The organism is Azospirillum sp. CT11-132 (assembly GCF_047302835.1).
Taxonomy (GTDB): Bacteria; Pseudomonadota; Alphaproteobacteria; order Azospirillales; family Azospirillaceae; genus Azospirillum.
Map to the genome: position 1 here is coordinate 1,571,131 of NZ_JBGLZA010000003.1, position 18,238 is coordinate 1,589,368.

15 protein-coding genes and 2 tRNA genes are annotated in these 18,238 nt (G+C 65.7%); 6 read left to right on the forward strand and 11 right to left on the reverse strand.

What is annotated here, in order from left to right; all coding sequences use genetic code 11:
- Positions 1-32: 32 nt before the first annotated feature.
- Positions 33-108 (reverse strand) — tRNA-Lys (locus ACCD06_RS13185).
- Positions 109-131: 23 nt separating this feature from the next.
- Positions 132-207, reverse strand: a tRNA-Lys gene (locus ACCD06_RS13190).
- A 240-nt stretch (positions 208-447) separates the two neighbouring features.
- Between ACCD06_RS13190 and ACCD06_RS13195 the strand changes: the two genes are divergently transcribed.
- Entirely contained in the window at positions 448-1,977 is a 1,530-nt protein-coding gene (locus ACCD06_RS13195) for a class I SAM-dependent methyltransferase (RefSeq protein WP_413341144.1), read from the forward strand.
- 17 nt (positions 1,978-1,994) lie between these two features.
- Here ACCD06_RS13195 and hisE read toward each other — a convergent pair whose 3' ends face one another.
- Together hisE and phoU are read right to left on the reverse strand one after the other, a co-directional pair.
- Complete coding sequence (hisE, locus tag ACCD06_RS13200) at positions 1,995-2,321, reverse strand: phosphoribosyl-ATP diphosphatase (RefSeq protein WP_085089963.1); 327 nt, start codon at positions 2,319-2,321, stop codon at positions 1,995-1,997.
- A 137-nt stretch (positions 2,322-2,458) separates the two neighbouring features.
- Entirely contained in the window at positions 2,459-3,166 is a 708-nt protein-coding gene (gene phoU / locus ACCD06_RS13205; RefSeq protein WP_085089964.1) for a phosphate signaling complex protein PhoU, read from the reverse strand.
- Positions 3,167-3,379: 213 nt separating this feature from the next.
- On the opposite strand from phoU, the gene ACCD06_RS13210 reads away from it, so the two are divergent.
- The 5 genes from ACCD06_RS13210 (at position 3,380) to mrdA (ending at position 8,765) form a co-directional block, all read left to right on the forward strand.
- Positions 3,380-3,916: a TIGR00645 family protein gene (locus ACCD06_RS13210; protein ID WP_413342501.1), complete on the forward strand. Its 537-nt coding sequence runs from the start codon at positions 3,380-3,382 to the stop codon at positions 3,914-3,916.
- A gap of 352 nt (positions 3,917-4,268) precedes the next feature.
- Entirely contained in the window at positions 4,269-5,309 is a 1,041-nt protein-coding gene (locus tag ACCD06_RS13215; RefSeq protein WP_012974729.1) for a rod shape-determining protein, read from the forward strand.
- 94 nt (positions 5,310-5,403) lie between these two features.
- Positions 5,404-6,273, forward strand: a complete 870-nt coding sequence (gene mreC, locus ACCD06_RS13220) for a rod shape-determining protein MreC (protein WP_109074015.1) — start codon at positions 5,404-5,406, stop codon at positions 6,271-6,273.
- Positions 6,274-6,344: 71 nt separating this feature from the next.
- A complete protein-coding gene (gene mreD / locus ACCD06_RS13225) occupies positions 6,345-6,857 on the forward strand; it encodes a rod shape-determining protein MreD (RefSeq protein ID WP_109074016.1) in 513 nt (170 codons plus the stop codon).
- Positions 6,858-6,875: 18 nt separating this feature from the next.
- Entirely contained in the window at positions 6,876-8,765 is a 1,890-nt protein-coding gene (gene mrdA, locus ACCD06_RS13230) for a penicillin-binding protein 2 (RefSeq protein ID WP_109074017.1), read from the forward strand.
- Between the two features lie 56 nt (positions 8,766-8,821).
- On the opposite strand, the gene ACCD06_RS13235 is transcribed toward mrdA, so the two are convergent.
- From ACCD06_RS13235 to miaA, 7 genes are all read right to left on the reverse strand, one after another.
- Positions 8,822-11,029, reverse strand: coding sequence for a glycosyltransferase (locus ACCD06_RS13235; RefSeq protein ID WP_413341148.1), 2,208 nt, complete (start codon positions 11,027-11,029; stop codon positions 8,822-8,824).
- A 73-nt stretch (positions 11,030-11,102) separates the two neighbouring features.
- Positions 11,103-11,801 carry a DapH/DapD/GlmU-related protein gene (locus ACCD06_RS13240; protein WP_109074019.1) on the reverse strand — a complete coding sequence of 233 codons (699 nt, stop codon included), beginning with the start codon at positions 11,799-11,801 and terminating at the stop codon, positions 11,103-11,105.
- A gap of 230 nt (positions 11,802-12,031) precedes the next feature.
- Positions 12,032-13,051, reverse strand: coding sequence for a ketol-acid reductoisomerase (gene ilvC / locus ACCD06_RS13245; protein ID WP_014248441.1), 1,020 nt, complete (start codon positions 13,049-13,051; stop codon positions 12,032-12,034).
- 184 nt (positions 13,052-13,235) lie between these two features.
- Entirely contained in the window at positions 13,236-13,742 is a 507-nt protein-coding gene (gene ilvN / locus ACCD06_RS13250; protein WP_109074020.1) for an acetolactate synthase small subunit, read from the reverse strand.
- Positions 13,743-13,777: 35 nt separating this feature from the next.
- Positions 13,778-15,541, reverse strand: a complete 1,764-nt coding sequence (locus ACCD06_RS13255; protein WP_109074021.1) for an acetolactate synthase 3 large subunit — start codon at positions 15,539-15,541, stop codon at positions 13,778-13,780.
- Positions 15,542-15,876: 335 nt separating this feature from the next.
- Positions 15,877-17,088, reverse strand: a complete 1,212-nt coding sequence (locus tag ACCD06_RS13260; RefSeq protein ID WP_109074022.1) for a PLP-dependent aminotransferase family protein — start codon at positions 17,086-17,088, stop codon at positions 15,877-15,879.
- 17 nt (positions 17,089-17,105) lie between these two features.
- Entirely contained in the window at positions 17,106-18,098 is a 993-nt protein-coding gene (gene miaA, locus ACCD06_RS13265; protein ID WP_413341152.1) for a tRNA (adenosine(37)-N6)-dimethylallyltransferase MiaA, read from the reverse strand.
- Positions 18,099-18,238: the final 140 nt, after the last annotated feature.

An 18,238-nucleotide genomic window follows, 5' to 3' on the forward strand; every position in this document is an offset into this window, starting at 1 on the left:
ATCGAAGCTACACGACTTTTTTAGAGAACGGATGGTGGGCGCACAAGGACTCGAACCTTGGACCCGCTGATTAAGAGTCAGCTGCTCTACCAACTGAGCTATGCGCCCATCCGTAGGATATGTTCAAGAGATGGTGGGCGCACAAGGACTCGAACCTTGGACCCGCTGATTAAGAGTCAGCTGCTCTACCAACTGAGCTATGCGCCCATCTCTTGCTGCGGTGAACCTGGCTGAAATCCTTGCTGAAATCAGCCGACTGTTCATCGCGCCGGCCAAGCCGTTGTCCCGGCCGGTGTGGCGCGGTTTATAGCGAAGGGCTTTTGGCCTGTCGATAGCAAAAACGCACCCCATGTGAATTTTTTGGCGCGTGCTTTTCGGTGGCCGGACTCCTGCCCCGGCGGCTACACCGGCGCTGTCGGAACGGGACATCGGAACGGGAGATCGGGGATGGGCGGCTGGACCGAAGGCTATGTCGGCGGCATCGACTATATCCGCGCCATCTATCGCGACTGGTCGCCGGCCCTGCTCTGCTTCGCCCTGACGCTGAGCGGCTGGCGTCCGCCCGAGGCGCTGCGCCGCGGCAGCTTCACCATGGCGGAGCCCGGCTGCGGCCATGGGCTGACCAGCGCGCTCCTGGCCGGCGCCCATCCGGCGGCGCGGTTCGAGGCGATGGACTTCAACCCCTCCCACATCGCCGGCGTCCGCCGGCTGGCCGTCGACGCCGGGCTGGCCAATGCCGAGTTCCTGGAGGAAAGCTTCGCCGAGTACGCCCGCCGCGACGGCCCCATGCTGGACGTGGTCGCCCTGCACGGCGTCTGGTCCTGGGTGAGCGGGGAGAACCGCGCGATCCTGCTGGACACGCTGCGCCGCCGGTTGGCGCCCGGCGGTGTCGTCTTCGTCAGCTACAATGCCCTGCCCGGCACGCTCGCCCATATGCCGCTGCGCCGCCTGCTGGTGGAGCGCTGCGCCGAGGGCGACGGCCCCCTGCCCGACCGCATCGCCCGCGCGGTGGAGTTCGCCGCGCGGATGGCGGCGCAGGGCGGCGGCTGGTTCGCCAACACAGAGGGCGTGGTGGAGCGGATCGAGCAGCTTCGCCACAAATCGCCCAACTACATCGCCCACGAATATCTGAACGGCGACTGGACCGCCTTCTACCATGCCGACGTGGCGCGCGAGCTGGCCGGCGCGAAGCTGGAATTCGCCGGCGCCGCCGTGCCGATGGAACAGTTGCACGACCTCACCCTCTCCCCCGCCCAGCAGGCGCTGGCAGATGAGGCGCGCGAGCCCTCCCAAGCGGAGACCCTGCGCGACGTGATGACCAACCGCAGCTTCCGCCGCGACCTGTTCGTGAAGGGCGGCGAACGGCTGGGTCGGGCCGAGCGCCGCGCGTTGCTGGGCGAGACCCGTTATGCGCTTCTGGTGGCCGCCGACGACCTGCCAGAGGTCGCGTCCACGCCCATCGGCCGCCTGCCCTTCCCGCAGGCGCTCTACCAGCCGCTGGCCGACGCCCTGGCAGAAGGGCCACAGAGCTTGGACGCGCTGCTCGCCCGGCCGGCCCTGGCGGCGCAGGGGGAAGAGGCGGTGCTGCGCGCGCTGGTGCTGCTGACCAGCCTGTCGCTGGCGGCACCGGTGATGCCGGACGAGGGCTATGCCGAACGGGAGACTTCGAGCGACCGCTTCAATGCCGCCGTGCTGGAACGCCATCGCTTCGGCGACACGCCGGGGCAGCTCGCCTCGCCCCTTCTGGGCGCCGGCGTGCCGGTGTCGCGGATCGAGGCTCTGTTCCTCCTGGCCGCCCGCCTTGGCGAGGAGCCGGCCGCCTTCGCCTGGAACCACCTGTCGGCCGACGGCATCGTGCTGGGGCGCGATGGCGAGCGTTGCGTTGGGGATGATGCCAACCGCGCGGAACTGGCGCGCCGTCATGCGGCCTTCGTGCAGCGGCGATTGCCGTTGCTGCAGGGATTCGGGGTGGCTTGAGGGCTGGAGTGCCGGCGTCAGCGCTCCGCCGCCGTCTTTGGCAGCTTTTCGGCAATGCCGTAAAGCGCCTCGCGACGGCGGATTTCGGCGAAGACGTCGTCGGGATGGATGTTCAGCGTCGCCCACAGGACAGACAGGTTGTAGAGCAGGTCGGCGCTTTCGTTGATGACGCCCTGGCGATCCTCGTTCATGGCGTCCAGCGCCACCTCGACCGCCTCCTCGCCCACCTTCTTGGCGATCTTCTTCGGGCCGGCGGCGATCAGCCGCGCGGTCTTGGAGTGCGCCGGATCCATCTGCTGGCGATCGAGGATGGCGGCATAGAGGCGGATCAGGTCGTCGGTCATCAGGTGGGATTTGTCTCGTGTGCGGGCGACGGAAGCATCGTTTCGATAACGTGATCGCTCCGCGACGGAATTACCATCCCCCATAGGCGCGGTGAGGCGCCGCACGATGGCCTTATGCCTTGCGGCGCAGCGCCGTTTCAGCTCACCGGGTCATAGGAATGGTCGGCCTTCGGACGCTCGTCCAGCAGGGCTTCGCCGGTGCTGACGAAATAGACGACCTCGGCGATGTTGGTGGCGTGGTCGCCGATGCGCTCCAGGTTTTTGGCGATCATCATCAGGTGCATGTGCGCCGTGAACTGGTCCGGCGCCGCCAATGCTGACCGTTCCACCTCCGCAACGAGGCTGGTGTAGAGGGCATCCACCTCGTCGTCGGTGCGCCAGATGCGCAGGGCCGCCTCGCCGTCATTGTCGACATAGGCGTCGATCACGGCGCTGAGGCGCTCGCGCACCAGCCGGCCGAGCTGCGGAAGCCCCGCCATCGATCCGGCGTCGGGCAGGCTGAAGATGGCAACAGCCCGCTTGGCGGTGTTGGCGGCATGATCGCCGATCCGTTCCAGATTGCCGGCGATCTTCAGCGCCGCGATCACCTCGCGCAGATCGTCGGCAACCGGTTGACGCAGAGCCAGCAGGCGCATGCAGTGGGCTTCGATGTCATGCTCGAAGGAGTCGAGTCGCGCATCCGATTCCACGATTTCCCGCGCAAGCTCGGGATTGCGCTGGGCCAGGCAGGTCAGCGCCTGGTCGATCTGCGTCTCCGCAGCGCCGGCCATCTGAACGATGGCGGATTTCAGCCGCTTCAGCGCGTCCTCGAACGCGGACACGATGTGCGGAGCGGAGGTCTTCATGGTCGCCAAACCCTTCCCGGCGGTCTTCTGCAAAGCCCTCACCATAGCGCCCGGACGTTACGGTACGATGACAGTCCTTATGACCAAAGGCGGTTCCCGCTCCCCCCTCGCCCACCCCGGAAACTGCCTGATTGATTTTGCGGCGCAGCATTGCGACACATGTGTGGAGTCCGCGCTTTCTCCCCCACTCAACGACGTGCCGAACCCGCCATGATCGAACGCCGCTTTGAACAGATCATTTTTGCCAGCCGTTGGCTGCTCGCCCCCTTCTATCTCGGGCTGGTCGTCTCGCTGGGTGCCTTGCTGGTGAAGTTCATGCAGGAAATCCTGCATATCGTCCCGCACGTGCTGGAAATGAGCGAGAAGGACGTGCTGCTGGCCGTTCTGACGCTGATCGACATGTCCTTCGCCGGCAATCTTCTGCTGATGGTGATCTTCGCCGGCTACGAGAACTTCGTCTCCAAGATCGACGTGGCCGATCACGAGGACCGGCCGGACTGGATGGGCAAGGTCGATTTCGGCGGATTGAAGCTGAAACTGATCGCCTCGATCGTCGCCATTTCGGGCATTCACCTGTTGAAGGCCTTCATGAACTTGTCGCAGACCTCCCACGAAGAGTTGATGTGGCTGGTCATCATCCACATGACCTTCGTGATCTCCGGTGTTCTGCTCGCCTGTATGGACAGGCTGGAGGGGCACCACGCCCCTGCCGCGAAGTCCGGACCCAAATCTGCAACGGATCAACACTGAACCGGAAAGACGGGCCGGCAAAAGGCCATTGCGGCGCATCATCGACAGGGATAGACACTCTACGGTCACGCCGGCTTGCCGGGCCGTCGGCGGATCGGAACGGGCTTGACCGCAGGGCTTCTGCCCGTTGACGGAATATTAACCCTAACACGCCAATGTCCCGATCACCAGACGCCGCGCCGCAGCGGTCACCGGTCCTCCGGAGGCTGTCATTGCGGCAGGTATCAGGGCTGCCGGGCGCACTCTCCGCTTGAGCGTGCGGGCGCATTCGACTATGGAACCGTTGGCGGGCATGCTATGCCAGTCCGCCGGCTCGGCCGTCTCAACCGCTTTGATAGAGTTCGTCAGCTCCATGCTCTCCAAACTGCTCGGCGTTCTGTCCGCCGACATGGCGATCGATCTGGGGACGGCCAACACCCTGGTCTATGTCAAGGGCCGCGGCATCGTCCTGAACGAACCGTCCGTCGTCGCCATCGCCAATGTGCGCGGCAAAAAGCAGGTCCTCGCCGTCGGTGACGAGGCGAAGATGATGCTTGGCCGCACGCCCGGAAACATCCAGGCCATCCGGCCGCTTCGCGACGGCGTCATCGCCGATTTCGAAGTTGCGGAGGAAATGATCAAGCATTTCATCCGCAAGGTTCACAACCGCCGCAGCTTCGCCAGTCCGCAGGTCATCATCTGCGTGCCGTCGGGCTCGACCGCGGTGGAACGCCGGGCGATCCAGGAATCGGCGGAGGCCGCAGGCGCCCGCCGCGTCTTCCTGATCGAGGAACCGATGGCCGCCGCGATCGGCGCCGGCCTGCCGGTGACGGAGCCGACGGGCTCGATGGTCGTCGACATCGGCGGCGGCACCACCGAGGTGGCCGTGCTGTCGCTGGGCGGCATCGTCTACTCCCGCTCGGTCCGCGTCGGCGGCGACAAGATGGACGAGGCCATCATCGGCTACATCCGCCGCAGCCACAATCTGCTGGTCGGCGAAGGCTCCGCCGAGCGGATCAAGAAGGAAATCGGCTCCGCCTGTCCGCCCGAGGACGGTGAAGGCCGCATCCTGGAGATCAAGGGCCGCGACCTGATGAACGGCGTGCCCAAGGAGCTGATCATCTCCGAACGTCAGATCGCCGAGTCGCTGGCCGAGCCCGTTTCGGCCATCGTCGAGGCGGTGAAGGTGGCGCTGGAGCACACCGCTCCGGAACTGGCCGCCGACATCGTCGACAAGGGCATCGTCCTGACCGGCGGCGGCGCGCTTCTGGGCAACCTGGACTTCGTCCTGCGCCACGCCACCGGCCTGCCGGTGTCGATCGCGGACGATCCGCTCTCCTGCGTGGCGCTCGGCACCGGCCGCGCGCTGGAGGAGATGAAGACGCTGCGAAACGTCTTGGTCAGCGCCTACTGATTGGTGTATCCCTGGTTGGAAGGCCTCCGGTCCCACGCTCTCTGAGAGCGGCTGAGGACCGGAGACGGACCGCGTATCTGGACGGGAATTTCCTGTGAAGCCACGCTCATCCGGCTCCGTCATCCGCCTTGCCGCCCCTTTGCGGGCTCTCGCGCAGCGTTTCTCCTTCCTTCTGCTGGTTCTGGCCTCCGTCGCGCTGATGATGGTGGGCAAGATCGAGTCCGTTTCGGTGGACAGCGCCCGCGCACGCGTGACCGATGCCTTCGCCCCCATCCTGGACGCCATCTCCCGCCCCGCCGCGACGGCGGCGCGCGTGGTCGAGTCCGCGGTGGAGCTTGAGAACGCCTTCGACGAAAACCAGCGGCTGAAGGCCGAGAACGCCCGGCTGCTGCAATGGAGGCAGGCGGCGTTGCGGCTGGAGGCGGAGAACAACAGCCTGCGCAGCCTGCTGCGCGTCCGCCCGGAGCCGGCCGTCAACTACATCGCCGCCCGCGTCATCGCCACGCCCGGCAGTTCCTTCGTCCGCACGCTGGTGGTCACCGCCGGCCGACGCGACGGGGTGCGCAAGGGACAGGCGGCTCTGGCCGGCGCCGGTCTGGTCGGCCGGGTGATCGAGGTCGGCGAATGGTCGTCCCGCGTCCTGCTGCTGACCGACATCAACGCCCGCACTCCGGTGATCCTGTCGAACACGCGCCAGCGCTCGATCCTGGCCGGCGACAATTCCGATCAGGCCAAGCTTCTGTACCTGCCGCCCGACTCGCCGATCCAGGTGGGAGAGCGGGTGGTGACCTCGGGCGACGGCGGTCTTTTTCCGCCCGGCTTGCCGGTCGGCGTGGTGACCGCGGTCAGCGAACGCGGCATTCGCGTCCTGCCCAGCGCCGATCTGTCGCGCGTCGAATATCTGCGTCTGGTGGATTTCGGCCTGCCGAGCACCGATCTGGACCCGTCGCCGGATTCCAAGTGAACCGGATGTGGAAGTGAGCTGGATGTGGACGTGAGCCGGACGGACGGTCCGCCGACCGGGGGATTGCCGATATGACGGCGACTTTCTGGCAGAAGGTGGACAAGACCGGGCGCAATCTGGCGCCCTTCGCCGTCACGGTGATGATGGTGCTGGTCGGCATGATTCCGGTGCCGGTGCCCGGCTACGCCCCGGTGGCCCCGAACCTGACGCTGGTTTCGGTCTATTACTGGACGATCCACAGGCCTGACCTGATGCGTCCGGGGGTGGCCTTTCTGATCGGGTTGCTGCAGGATTTCCTGGTCGGCGGACCGCTGGGCGTGAATGCGCTGCTGCTGGTCGTCGCTCAATGGGCGGTGCTGAACCAGCGCCGGGTGTTCCTGGCCAGCACCTTCGCCCTGCTGTGGTTCGGCTTCACGCTGGTGATGGCGGGTGCCGTGCTGCTGCAATGGCTGGCCTTCACGGTGCTGGACGCTGCCGCGCTGTCGATCCTGCCGGCGCTGTTCCAGGGCCTGCTGACGGTGGCTGTGTTTCCTGCGGTGGGTTGGCTGCTGATCCGCGTCCACCGCGCGTTCCTGAACGGGTAAAGGGCCCCGACGGATCTCATGAGTTCAATCGATCGCGACACCGACCGCTCCCGCCTGCTGGCGCGCCGCGCCCTGGTGCTGGGCGGCATCAAGCTGGCCGGCCTGTCCGCGTTGGTCGGTCGCCTGTATTACCTGCAGGTCGTCGAGTCGGCCCGCTACACCATGCTGGCGGAGGAGAACCGCATCAGCCTGCGGCTGATCGCGCCCTCGCGCGGCAACATCGTCGACCGTTTCGGCGTGCCGCTGGCGGTCAACGAGCAGAACTATCGCGTCGTCGTGGTGTCGGAACGCACCCACAACATCCAGGAGACGCTCGACAAGATCTCCCGCATCGTGCCGCTGACCGACGGCGACCGCCGCCGGGTGCTGCGCGAGTTGCATCGCAAGCGCCGATTCGTGCCCGTCACCGTGCGCGAGAACCTGACCTGGGAGCAGGTGGCGACGCTGGAGACCAACACCCCCGACCTGCCCGGCGTGGCGATCGAGGTGGGCGAGCTGCGGCATTACCCGCAGGCGGACGCGACCGCCCACATCCTGGGCTATGTCGGCGCCGTATCGGAAGCGGAGCTGAGCGGCAACAGCGATCCGGTGCTGTCCCTGCCCGGTTTCCGCATCGGCAAGGCCGGCATCGAGAAGTTTCACGAGAAGGTGCTGCGCGGCACCGCCGGCACCAGCCAGCTGGAAGTCAATGCGGTCGGCCGCGTCATCCGCGAACTCTCCCGCGACGAGGGGCAGTCGGGCCGGGAAATCCAGCTGACCATCGACATGGCCCTGCAGCGCTTCGTGCAGGAAAGGCTGTCGCAGGAGGTCAGCGCCTCGGCGGTGGTGATGGACGTGCACACCGGCGGCATCTACGCCCTGTGCTCGCACCCCAGCTACGATCCCAACCAGTTCACCATGGGCATCAGCGCCGAGCTGTGGGAGGAGTTGCTGTCCAACCCGGCGACTCCGCTGAACAACAAGGCGGTGGTCGGCCAATACCCGCCGGGCTCCACCTTCAAGATGATGGCGGCTCTGGCGGCGCTGGAATCGGGGGTGGTCAGCAACCGCCATACGGTGTTCTGCCCCGGCTACCTCGAACTGGGCGACCACCGCTTCCACTGCTGGAAGCGCGGCGGCCACGGCACCGTCGATTTCGTCGGCGCGCTGCGCCATTCCTGCGACGTGTTCTTCTACGACGTGTCGCGCCGGATCGGCATCGACCGCATCGCCGAGATGTCCAACCGCTTCGGCCTGGGCCACCGCACCGACATCGACCTGCCGCACGAGCGCGCCGGCCTGATCCCCTCGATCGCCTGGAAGAAGGCGACGCTGGGCAAGGGCTGGGACATGGGCGAGACGCTGGTCGCCTCTATCGGCCAGGGCTATGTGCTGACGACGCCGCTGCAGCTGGCGGTGATGGTCTGCCGGCTGGCCAATGGCGGCTATGCGGTCAAGCCGCACCTGACCAAGCAGATCAAGACCGTCAGCGGCGAACAGACCGCATGGCCCGGCATCGGCGTGAAGAAGGAGAATCTCGACATCGTGCTGCGCGGCATGACCGAGGTGGTGAACGCCCCGAACGGCACCGCCTTCAAGTCGCGCATCACCGAGGTCGGGTACGAGATGGCCGGCAAGACCGGGTCCGCCCAGGTCCGCCGCATCACCATGGCCGAGCGCAACAGCGGCGTGAAGAAGAACGAAGACCTGCCCTGGCGCGAGCGCGACCACGCCCTGTTCGTCGCCTTCGCGCCGATTCAGGCGCCGCGCTATGCCTGCGCCGTCTTCGTCGAGCATGGCGGCGGCGGGTCGACCGCGGCGGCGCCGATCGCCCGCGACATCCTGCTGGAAACCCAGAAGCGCGACCCCGGCCGTGCCGCCGTCGCCGAAACCCCGCCGCCGAGCGGCATGCCGGAACCCCGGGGCTGAGGTTTCCTGATCGGAACGATGCTTCCAACGAGGGACTGCGCGGGCACCCTCCTCCCTCAGACCACCTGCAGCCCGAACACCGCGGCGCCGAGAAGACGGGCATCGCTGTTGCGAGGATCGACCGTCACTGGGCGGACGGCATCGGGCGCGTCGATCCAGAGGGTCAGAAGATCGTCCTGCCTGTCCTCGCGCCGGGGGATCGGCACGGCCACCGACGTGGTTTGACCGAAAGCCATCCTGACCTCGACCGGTGCTGCAAAGTTCAGGGAGAGGAAGACCGACTGCCGCTCGTGATAGGGTAGGCCTGCCAGCGTGATGAGCAGCGACTGGCACGCTGTCTCCGGAATGCGCAGGACGACGACCGCCTGCCTGCTGGTCCAGATCCAATTCTCTTCGTGGTGATGGAAGCCGCTCCAGCCGGACAGAACGGAGCCGATCCCACGCGCCACCGGATATTCCCGTCCACGCAGCAGGGTAGCGATCGGCGGGATTGCCGGGATGTGGCGCCGGCTCCCATCATTGACACCCGCGGCCCGAGGAGCCGATGCGGCATGCGTTCCGGTGAGGCGGTTGCGGGATCGCATCCAATGGTCGGTTTGTGCCAGGAAATCGGCGTTCCAGCGCGCCTCGGTCGCAGCCGCCCGCACCGGGTCGAGTTTTCCGTTGGTGCGCAGCCAAGCAAGATCACGCAGGCGCTGCGCACAGACCATGAGCTTCAAGGCCGCAGAATGCTCCTGGGTGGCGAGGTCGGAACCCTGCCATCCGCTGACCCGGTGACTGTTGCTGGCATGCTGCCGCCACCCGACCAAAGGACGCGACCGGTAATGATGGCTTCCGAGCAGCGTTGCCCTGAAGCCGGTGAGGAGATCGAGGCCATATGGACAGAGTTCGGGGTCGAGCGGCGGAAATGCCTCGATCACGGAACGATGATAGGCCGACGAGGCGCCCAGCCAGCAGGGTTCCATCTGGCGGTCGAGCAGTGTGACGGGGTCGTCGAAGACCGTGTCCGGCATTTCCGCACCGCTCAGGGAGATCGGGATGCCGCCCTCGCTCAGCAGGAGCGCATTGGACGTGAACAGCCGGCAACCAGGGTTGGCGGCGAAATGGTTGATGATCGTGTCAAGTCGGCCCGGGAGCGTGATGTCGTCGCTGTCCGCCTGGATAAGCAGCGGCGCCCGCGAGAGGGCGACGAGGCTGGGCAGCATGCCATGACCGATCGCCTGGCTATTCCGCATCACCGTCGCGGCCACGTCCGGCCGGCCGCTCAGCCGCTCCAGGGCCACGGAAAGGCTGCCATCATCGGACCCGTCGTCGATCAGAACGAGTTCGGTGTCCGATCGCCATTGGGAAAACAGACTGTCCAGCTGTTGGCCGATCCAGCCGGCATGGTTGCGCAACGGGATGAAGACCGTCGCCGCAAAGCTCTGATGCGGAGCGGCCGGCGGCTGGACGGGGGCATCCTCGGCCCAGCGCTCGATGGCGCCGGCGATCTCGTCGGCAGCATAATAGCTGCTGACGTCCGGATGAGCGTAGATCGCCTCCAATGCCGGACGAGGCAGGCGAAAACAGCTCTTCAGAGCGCGATAGATCTCGCTCGTCGGTTTGGTCGTGCCGTCGTTCGAATGCGGCAGGCGGAACTCCATCCCCGGAAAGAGTTCGGCCAGTCCGTTCTGGATTGCCGTCGGTGCGTTCTCGTGGCGGAACAGCAGAAGGCGGACATTCCCCCTGGTCAGGATCGAGTAGCCGCGTTGCCGATCGAAAGCATGCGCCCGCAGATCGAAACCGAAGGGCGTCTCGATCTCTTCCCGAAACCAGATCAGGGGGGCGCGGATCATCCGCTCAAGATAAAGGCGATTGGGATCGCCATCGGGCGTATCGCGGAGCCACAGATCGCCGACGCGCGCGGCGAGAGCCTCCGCCGTCGCCTCCGCCGTGGCGCCAAGGCAATCCGCGAAGTCGGCGTCAAGGTTCTGCATGGCGACGGAGATCGAGCGGACGATAGGGTCGCGGACACCGCTGACGATGGTTACGGACTCGCCTTTGGCCATGGCCTCGGCCAGGCGGCGGGCAATCCCCGGCGCTTCTGTGTGGAACGGCGGCATGTCCTGCTGGGCCGTCGCCCGCAAGGCGAGAGCATGTGCCAAAGGTTCGTGCAGCCAGGACCCGAGCCCATGACTGTTGAAGACCTCACCAGGAAAGCGCGCAGCCAGCAACTCGGTTATGGAGGTTGTGCAGACCTTGGCATAGGTAAGGACGAGGATCATGGTCTAGCTCATGTGGCAGCGGCAGACAGGGTGATTGGGCGGCCGTCTGGCTGCAGGTCACGTCCCCCGTGGATTACCCGCCGCTGCGTGCCGTTCTTGCAAAGGTAAGACGGTTCCGGATGGATGTCGGACGATTGCAAATGGCAATGGACCCATCCGGCATGTCGTTTCGGATGACGGCATTGACGCCGATCCGGCAATCATCGCCGATGCTGACTCCAGCATGGATGCGTGCGCCCATTCCGATCATGCACCGCTTGCCGATCCGCACGTCGCTCGCCACGGTCGCATGGGGCAGAACGACGCTGAAATCGCCGACCGCGACCCGCGCACCCAGGACATTGTGCGCAAAGAGATGAACATGCCTGCCAAGATCAACATCGGTGACGAGTGCGAAGGGGCCGACGTAGCACCCTTCCCCCATCTGGGCGTGGGATGAAACCACCGAGGATGGATGGATGATTCGCGGCCAGCGGCAGCCGCGCAGGGCCGGACGCTCGCGGATCGCTTGAGCGTGATCGGGATCGGCAACGGTCAGGAGTGCATCCACCGTCGCGCCATCCACATCATCTATAAAACCAACCTCATGCCCGAGAACCGATCCGGCAGGCCGGTCATCCACAACCCTGCCGACAGTAATTCCCGCGGTCTCCAGAATGCAAATAAGATTACGAGCATTTCTCCCCCCGCCAACCAGCAGCAAGCCCTCAGCTACAGGAGAAACAGAAGCACTCATTCCCATCGCAATTCTTATCTTTCGCGCGTTCTTCATCAGCTAATCAAACTGTATCAGTTCGCATTCCTCCGGACAATATGTTGACGCTGAAGCGGTACACAGAGCCTGTTTTCAATGTTGGACACTTGGTTCCATTGCGCAAATTTCTTTTTCGCGCTGTGGTTGGGCAGGAGCGGAAAATGGCTTCGCAAAAGGCGTGAGGCCAAAAGAAAAGCGCGCCCCCGAAGGGACGCGCTTTTCAACAGACCGATGCGGCTTTCGCCAGATCAGTTCTTCGACTTGTCGACCAGACGGCGCTCGGCGATCCACGGCATCATGGCGCGCAGCTTCTCGCCGACCTTCTCGATCTCGTGCTCGGCGTTGCGGCGGCGGATCGCCTTGAAGGACGGCTGGCCGGCCTTGCACTCCAGCATCCAGTCGCGGACGAAGCGGCCTTCCTGGATGTCGGTCAGGACGCGCTTCATCTCGGCCTTGGTCTCGGGCGTGATGATGCGCGGGCCGGTGCGGTAGTCGCCGTATTCGGCCGTGTTGGAGATCGAGTAGCGCATGTTGGCCATGCCGCCCTCGTACATCAGGTCGACGATCAGCTTCACTTCGTGCAGGCACTCGAAGTAGGCCATCTCGGGGGCATAGCCCGCTTCGACCAGCGTCTCGTAGCCGGCGCGGATCAGCTCGGTCAGGCCGCCGCAGAGCACGGCCTGCTCGCCGAACAGATCGGTCTCGCACTCTTCCTTGAAGGTCGTCTCGATGATGCCGGCGCGGCCGCCGCCATTGGCCGAGGCGTAGGACAGGGCGATGTCCAGCGCGTTGCCCGAGGCGTTCTGGTGCACGGCGACCAGCGACGGCACGCCGCCGCCACGCTGGTATTCGCTGCGCACGGTGTGGCCGGGGCCCTTCGGCGCGATCATGAACACGTCGAGGTCGGCGCGCGGCTCGATCAGGTTGAAGTGGACGTTCAGGCCGTGCGCGAAGGCCAGGGCGGCGCCCTGCTTCATGTTCGGGGCCAGATCGTCACGGTACAGGTCGGCCTGCAGCTCGTCCGGGGTCAGAACCATCACGACGTCGGCCCAGGCGGCGGCTTCGGCCGGGGTCATCACGGTGAAGCCGGCGGTCTCGGCCTTCTTGATGGTGGCCGAACCCGGGCGGAGCGCGATCCGCACGTCCTTCACGCCGCTGTCACGCAGGTTGTGGGCGTGGGCATGGCCCTGGCTGCCGTAGCCGACGATGACGACCTTCTTGCCCTTGATCAGGTTGACGTCGGCATCACGATCGTAATAGACGCGCATTGAGATGGTTCCTTGAATTCGCAACGAACGAAGACTGAGTGCGTTTCCTGCGGCGGATTACTCCATTGAGCAAAGCCGTCCGTCAAGGGAAACAATCGCTCGATGGAGCGGCGAAGCGCAAAGCTTCCTTGCGTTTTTGCCGCCCCAATCTTTCGCAGAATGCTATTCCGCGGGTAACGGCGCCTCAGAACGCCGCCGGTCCCTTCGACATGGCGACCACGCCGGTGCGGCTGGCTTCCACGAGGCCGAGCTGGCTCATCAGGCCGACGAAGTCGTCGACCTGCTCGGTGGTGCCGGTCAGCTCAAAGATGAAGCTGGTCAGGGTGGCGTCGACCACCTTGGCCTGGAAGATGTCGGCGAGGCGAAGCGCCTCGATCCGGCGGTCGCCGGTGCCGGCCACCTTGACCAGCGCCAGTTCGCGTTCCACCGACGGCCCCTCGTCGGTCAGGTCGTGGACGCGGTGGACCGGAACCAGCCGGCCGAGCTGCGCCTTGATCTGCTCGATGATCATCCGGGTGCCGGAGGTGACCAGCGTGATGCGCGACAGGTGCTCGGCGTTGTTCACCTCCGCCACCGTCAGGCTTTCGATGTTGTAGCCGCGGCCGGAGAACAGCCCGATGACACGGGCAAGCACGCCCGGCTCATTGTCCACCAGCACGGCGATGGTGTGCTTTTCGATCGCGTTTTCCATGAGACCCATTCCCCCGTTCGTTCGTCGTCAGCCGATCAGACCAGCACCATGCCGTCTTCCGGCGTGGCATCGGACGGGCTGTCGTCCGGACCGAACAGGATCTCGTTGTGGGCCTTGCCGCCCGGGATCATCGGGAAGCAGTTTTCCTTCGGATCGACGGCGATATCGATGATGCAGGGGCGGTCGGTGACCGTCAGCATCTTCTCGATCACCTGATCGACCTCGGCCACCGTGGTGGCGCGCAGGCCGACGCAGCCCCAGGATTCCGCCAGCTTCACGAAGTCCGGCAGGGCTTCCGAGTAGCTCTGGGAATAGCGCGAGCCGTGCAGCAGTTCCTGCCACTGGCGCACCATGCCCATATACTGGTTGTTCAGGATGAAGATCTTGACCGGCGCGCGGTACTGCACGGCGGTGCCGATCTCCTGCATGTTCATCAGGAAAGACGCCTCGCCAGACACGTCCACCACGATGGCGTCGGGGTGGGCCAGCTGGGCGCCGATGGCGGCCGGCAGGCCGTAGCCCATGGTGCCGAGCCCGCCCGAGGTCATCCAGCGGTTCGGCTGGTCGAAGGGCAGGAACTGGGCGGCCCACATCTGGTGCTGGCCGACTTCCGTCGTGATGTAATGATCCTTGCCGCGCAGAGCCTCGCGCAGGCGCTCCAGCGCGTACTGCGGCTTGATGACCGATTCGGTGCGGTTGTAGTTCAGGCAGTTGCGGGCGCGCCAGCCCTCGATCTTGCCCCACCACTCCTTCAGCGCGGCCTTGTCCGGCGACTTGGCGCGCGCCTTCCAGATGCGCAGCATGTCTTCCAGCACGGCGCCGCAGTCACCGACGATCGGAATGTCGACCGCGACGTTCTTGTTGATCGAGCTGGGGTCGATGTCGACGTGGATCTTCTTCGAACCCGGCGAGAAGGCCGACAGCTTGCCGGTCACGCGGTCGTCGAAGCGGGCACCGATGTTGATCATGACGTCGCATTCGTACATGGCGAGGTTCGCCTCGTACGTGCCGTGCATGCCCAGCATACCCAGCCACTGGTTCTCGGACGCCGGGAAGGCGCCCAAGCCCATCAGGGTGGAGGTGATCGGGAACCCGGTGGTCTTGACGAACTGGGTCAGCAGCTTGGCCGCGAAGGGGCCGGCATTGATCACGCCGCCGCCGGTGTAGAAGACCGGGCGCTTGGCGTTGGCGATCAGTTCCACCGCCTCTTCGATGCGGGCGATCTCCGGCTTCACCTGCGGCCGGTAGGTCTTGTGCTTGACCTCCGCCGGCGGGACATAGGTGCCGTCGGCGAACTGCACGTCCTTCGGGATGTCGACCAGCACCGGGCCGGGACGCCCGCTGCGCGCGACATAGAAGGCCTCGTGCAGGGTGCGGGCCAGGCTGTCGACGTCCTTCACCAGGTAATTGTGCTTGGTGCAGGGGCGGGTGATGCCGGTGGTGTCGGCTTCCTGGAAGGCGTCGTTGCCGATCAGGTGGGTCGGCACCTGGCCCGACAGGCAGACCAGCGGAATGCTGTCGCACAGGGCGTCCAGCAGGCCTGTCACCGCGTTGGTGGCGCCGGGGCCGGAGGTCACCAGCACGCAGCCGACCTTGCCGGTCGAGCGCGCATAGCCCTCCGCCGCGTGAACCGCGGCCTGCTCGTGGCGTACAAGGACATGCTTCAGGTCGTTCTGCTGGAACAGCGCGTCGTAGATGGGAAGTACGGCGCCGCCGGGATAGCCGAAGATGATGTCAACGCCCTGATCCTTCAGGGCTTTGATGACGATCTGGGCGCCGGTCAGCTTCTGTTCGGACATCGGTCACGACCTTCTCATGTGGGCGCCTCCTCTAGGGCGCCCGGTTCCTTGGGAACACCAACCCCGCCTGGAGGGGATGCCGTTCATAACAACGGCTTAGCTCCGATGGCGTGTGCTGGGATGGGCAAATTAGTCAAATCATCCGTCATAGGTCAACCCTATTCGCGAATGTTTGCAAAGTTTTTTTGCCGCAGTTTTTCCAATTGTTGCGCGCCCATTGGAGGTGGTCGTCCCGTTCCACCCCCTGCCGCGCCAGCGCTTGCCGCAAACGGAAACGGCGGCCGCACCGAAGCGCGGCCGCCGTTCCAAAAAGGCGACTGAGTTTGCGCAGCCCGTCAGGCGGCGGTCTTCAGCAGTCCGCAGAGCCGGCGGATGCCCTCGCGGATCTGGGCCGGCTTGGTGACGGAGAAGGCCAGACGCAGCGTGTTCTTGCCCGACCGGTCGGCATGGAAGGCCGAGCCGGGGACGAAGGCGACGTTGGCCTCCTTGATCGCGCGGGCGAGCAGCTCGGTGCCGTCGACGCCTTCCGGCGCCTCGATCCAGACGAACAGGCCGCCCTCCGGCTTGGTCCAGGTGACGCCCGGCGGGGCGAACTCGTCCAGTGCCGCCAGCATGGCGTCGCGGCGCTCCTTGTACTGGGTGCGCAACAGCTTGATGTGGCTGTCGAAGATCTGCGAGACGACGTCGTGCATGACGATCTGGTTGATCGTGCTGGCATGCAGGTCGGCAGCCTGCTTCATCAGCACCAGCCGGTTCACCACCTCCGGCGCCGCATTGACCCAGCCGATGCGCATCGCCGGAACCATCGTCTTGGAGAAGGTGCCGCCGAAGATCACGTTGGTCAGCTTGCCGCCGTTGCGCTCGCAATCCAGCGCCGCCATCAGCGGCAGATGCTCGCCGTCATAGCGCAGCTCGCAATAGGCGGTGTCCTCGATCACCGGCACGCCGGCGGCCTCGCAGGCGTCCAGGATGGCGTGGCGGCGGGCCAGCGTCACCGTGGTGCCGTTCGGGTTCTGGAAGTCGGGGACGAGGTAGAAGAACTTCGGCTTCTGCGCCAGCGCTTCGTTGAGCGCCGCCATCTCCGGCCCTTCCTCGTCCATCGGGATGGAGAGGTAGGTGGGCTCGTAGGGCGAGAAGGCCTGCAGCGCGCCGAGATAGGTCGGGCGGGTCACCACGATCTTGTCGCCGGGGCCGATCAGCAGCTTGCCGACGAACTCCAGCACCTGCTGCGAGCCGTTGGTGATGAGAACGCCGTCCAGCCCGACATTGACACCCTTGCCGCCCATGTAGTCGCAGATCCATTCCCGCAGCGGCGTGTAGCCTTCGGTTATGGAGTATTGCAGGGCGGCGCCGGCCCCGGCGTTGGACTGGAAGATCTTCTCGTAGGACCGCGCGATGGCGGAGCTGGGGAACAGGTCCGGGTCAGGAATGCCGCCGGCGAAGGAGATGATCTCCGGACGGTCGATCAGCTTCAGCAGTTCCCGGATTTCGGACGCCGTCATGCCGCCCACGCGGCCCGCGAACACATGACCCCAATCAACCGACACGGTGCTTCTCCTTCGGATCAGTAATTTAGTATCGTTCTCAGGCGGTCGAGCATTGCATTTCGTACCGCGGGCGAACAAGGCAGATCGATGGTATGGCAGCTATGCTGTCCTGTATCACTTACCAGCATATCAGAGAATTTGCCAACAATCTGACGCCGAAACCAAGTGACCTGCCGTTTGGCATAGCGGCGGGTCGATTGCTGGGCCAGCGCGACGGCCTCGTCCAGCGGGATCTCGCCATGCAGGACGCGGCGCAACTCCGGCACGCCCAAAGCCTTCAGCACCGGCAGGTCGGGGGCGAGCGCCTGCTCTCGCGCCAGCGCGTCCAACTGCCGCACCTCCTCCAGCGCGCCCTGCTCCATCATCAGATGGAAGCGCTTGTCGCATTGGGCGTAGAGGTCGGCCCGCGGCGGGTCGAGCACGAGGATGGTGAAGCGCAAATCCTCCGGCGCGCCCTGGGCCGTTTGGCTCTGCCAGTGGGACAGCGGATGGCCGGTGGCCTCCAACACCTCCCAGGCGCGCGTCAGGCGGGTGGTGTCGCCGGGGTTCAGCTTGGCCGACGCGGGGTCGCGGGCGACCAGTTCGGCGCGGAACTCCTCGCCGCCGATGGTTGCCAGCCGGGCATGGGCGGCGGCGCGCACCTCGTCGGGGATGGGGGGCACTTCGCTCAAGCCCTGCATGAGGGCCCGCAGGTAGAGACCGGTGCCGCCGACCACCACCGGCAGCCGGCCCTCGGCCTTGGCGGCGGCGATCTCCGCCAGAGCCATGTCGCGCCAGCGCGCCGCCGATCCGCGTTCCGCCGCCGTCAGCACGCCATAAAGACGATGGGGCGCCCGCGCCAGATCCTCGGACGGCGGCCGGGCGGTCAGCACGTCCAGATCGGCATAGAGCTGCATGCTGTCGGCATTGATGACGGTGCCGCCGAACGCCTCGGCAATCGCCAGCGCCAGCCCCGACTTGCCCGATGCGGTCGGGCCGCCGATGACGATGACATCGGTGAGCGTGTTCATCGCCCTTCCATGGGGCCACGGCGTTTCCTTTGCAACACCCATCCGCATGCCCCAACCGCATGCCGACGCCGAAGCTTCGTTGGACCGGACCCCTCGCCTGTGGTAGGCAGCGCGCAAAGGCCCTCTTTTTTGCTCGGGAC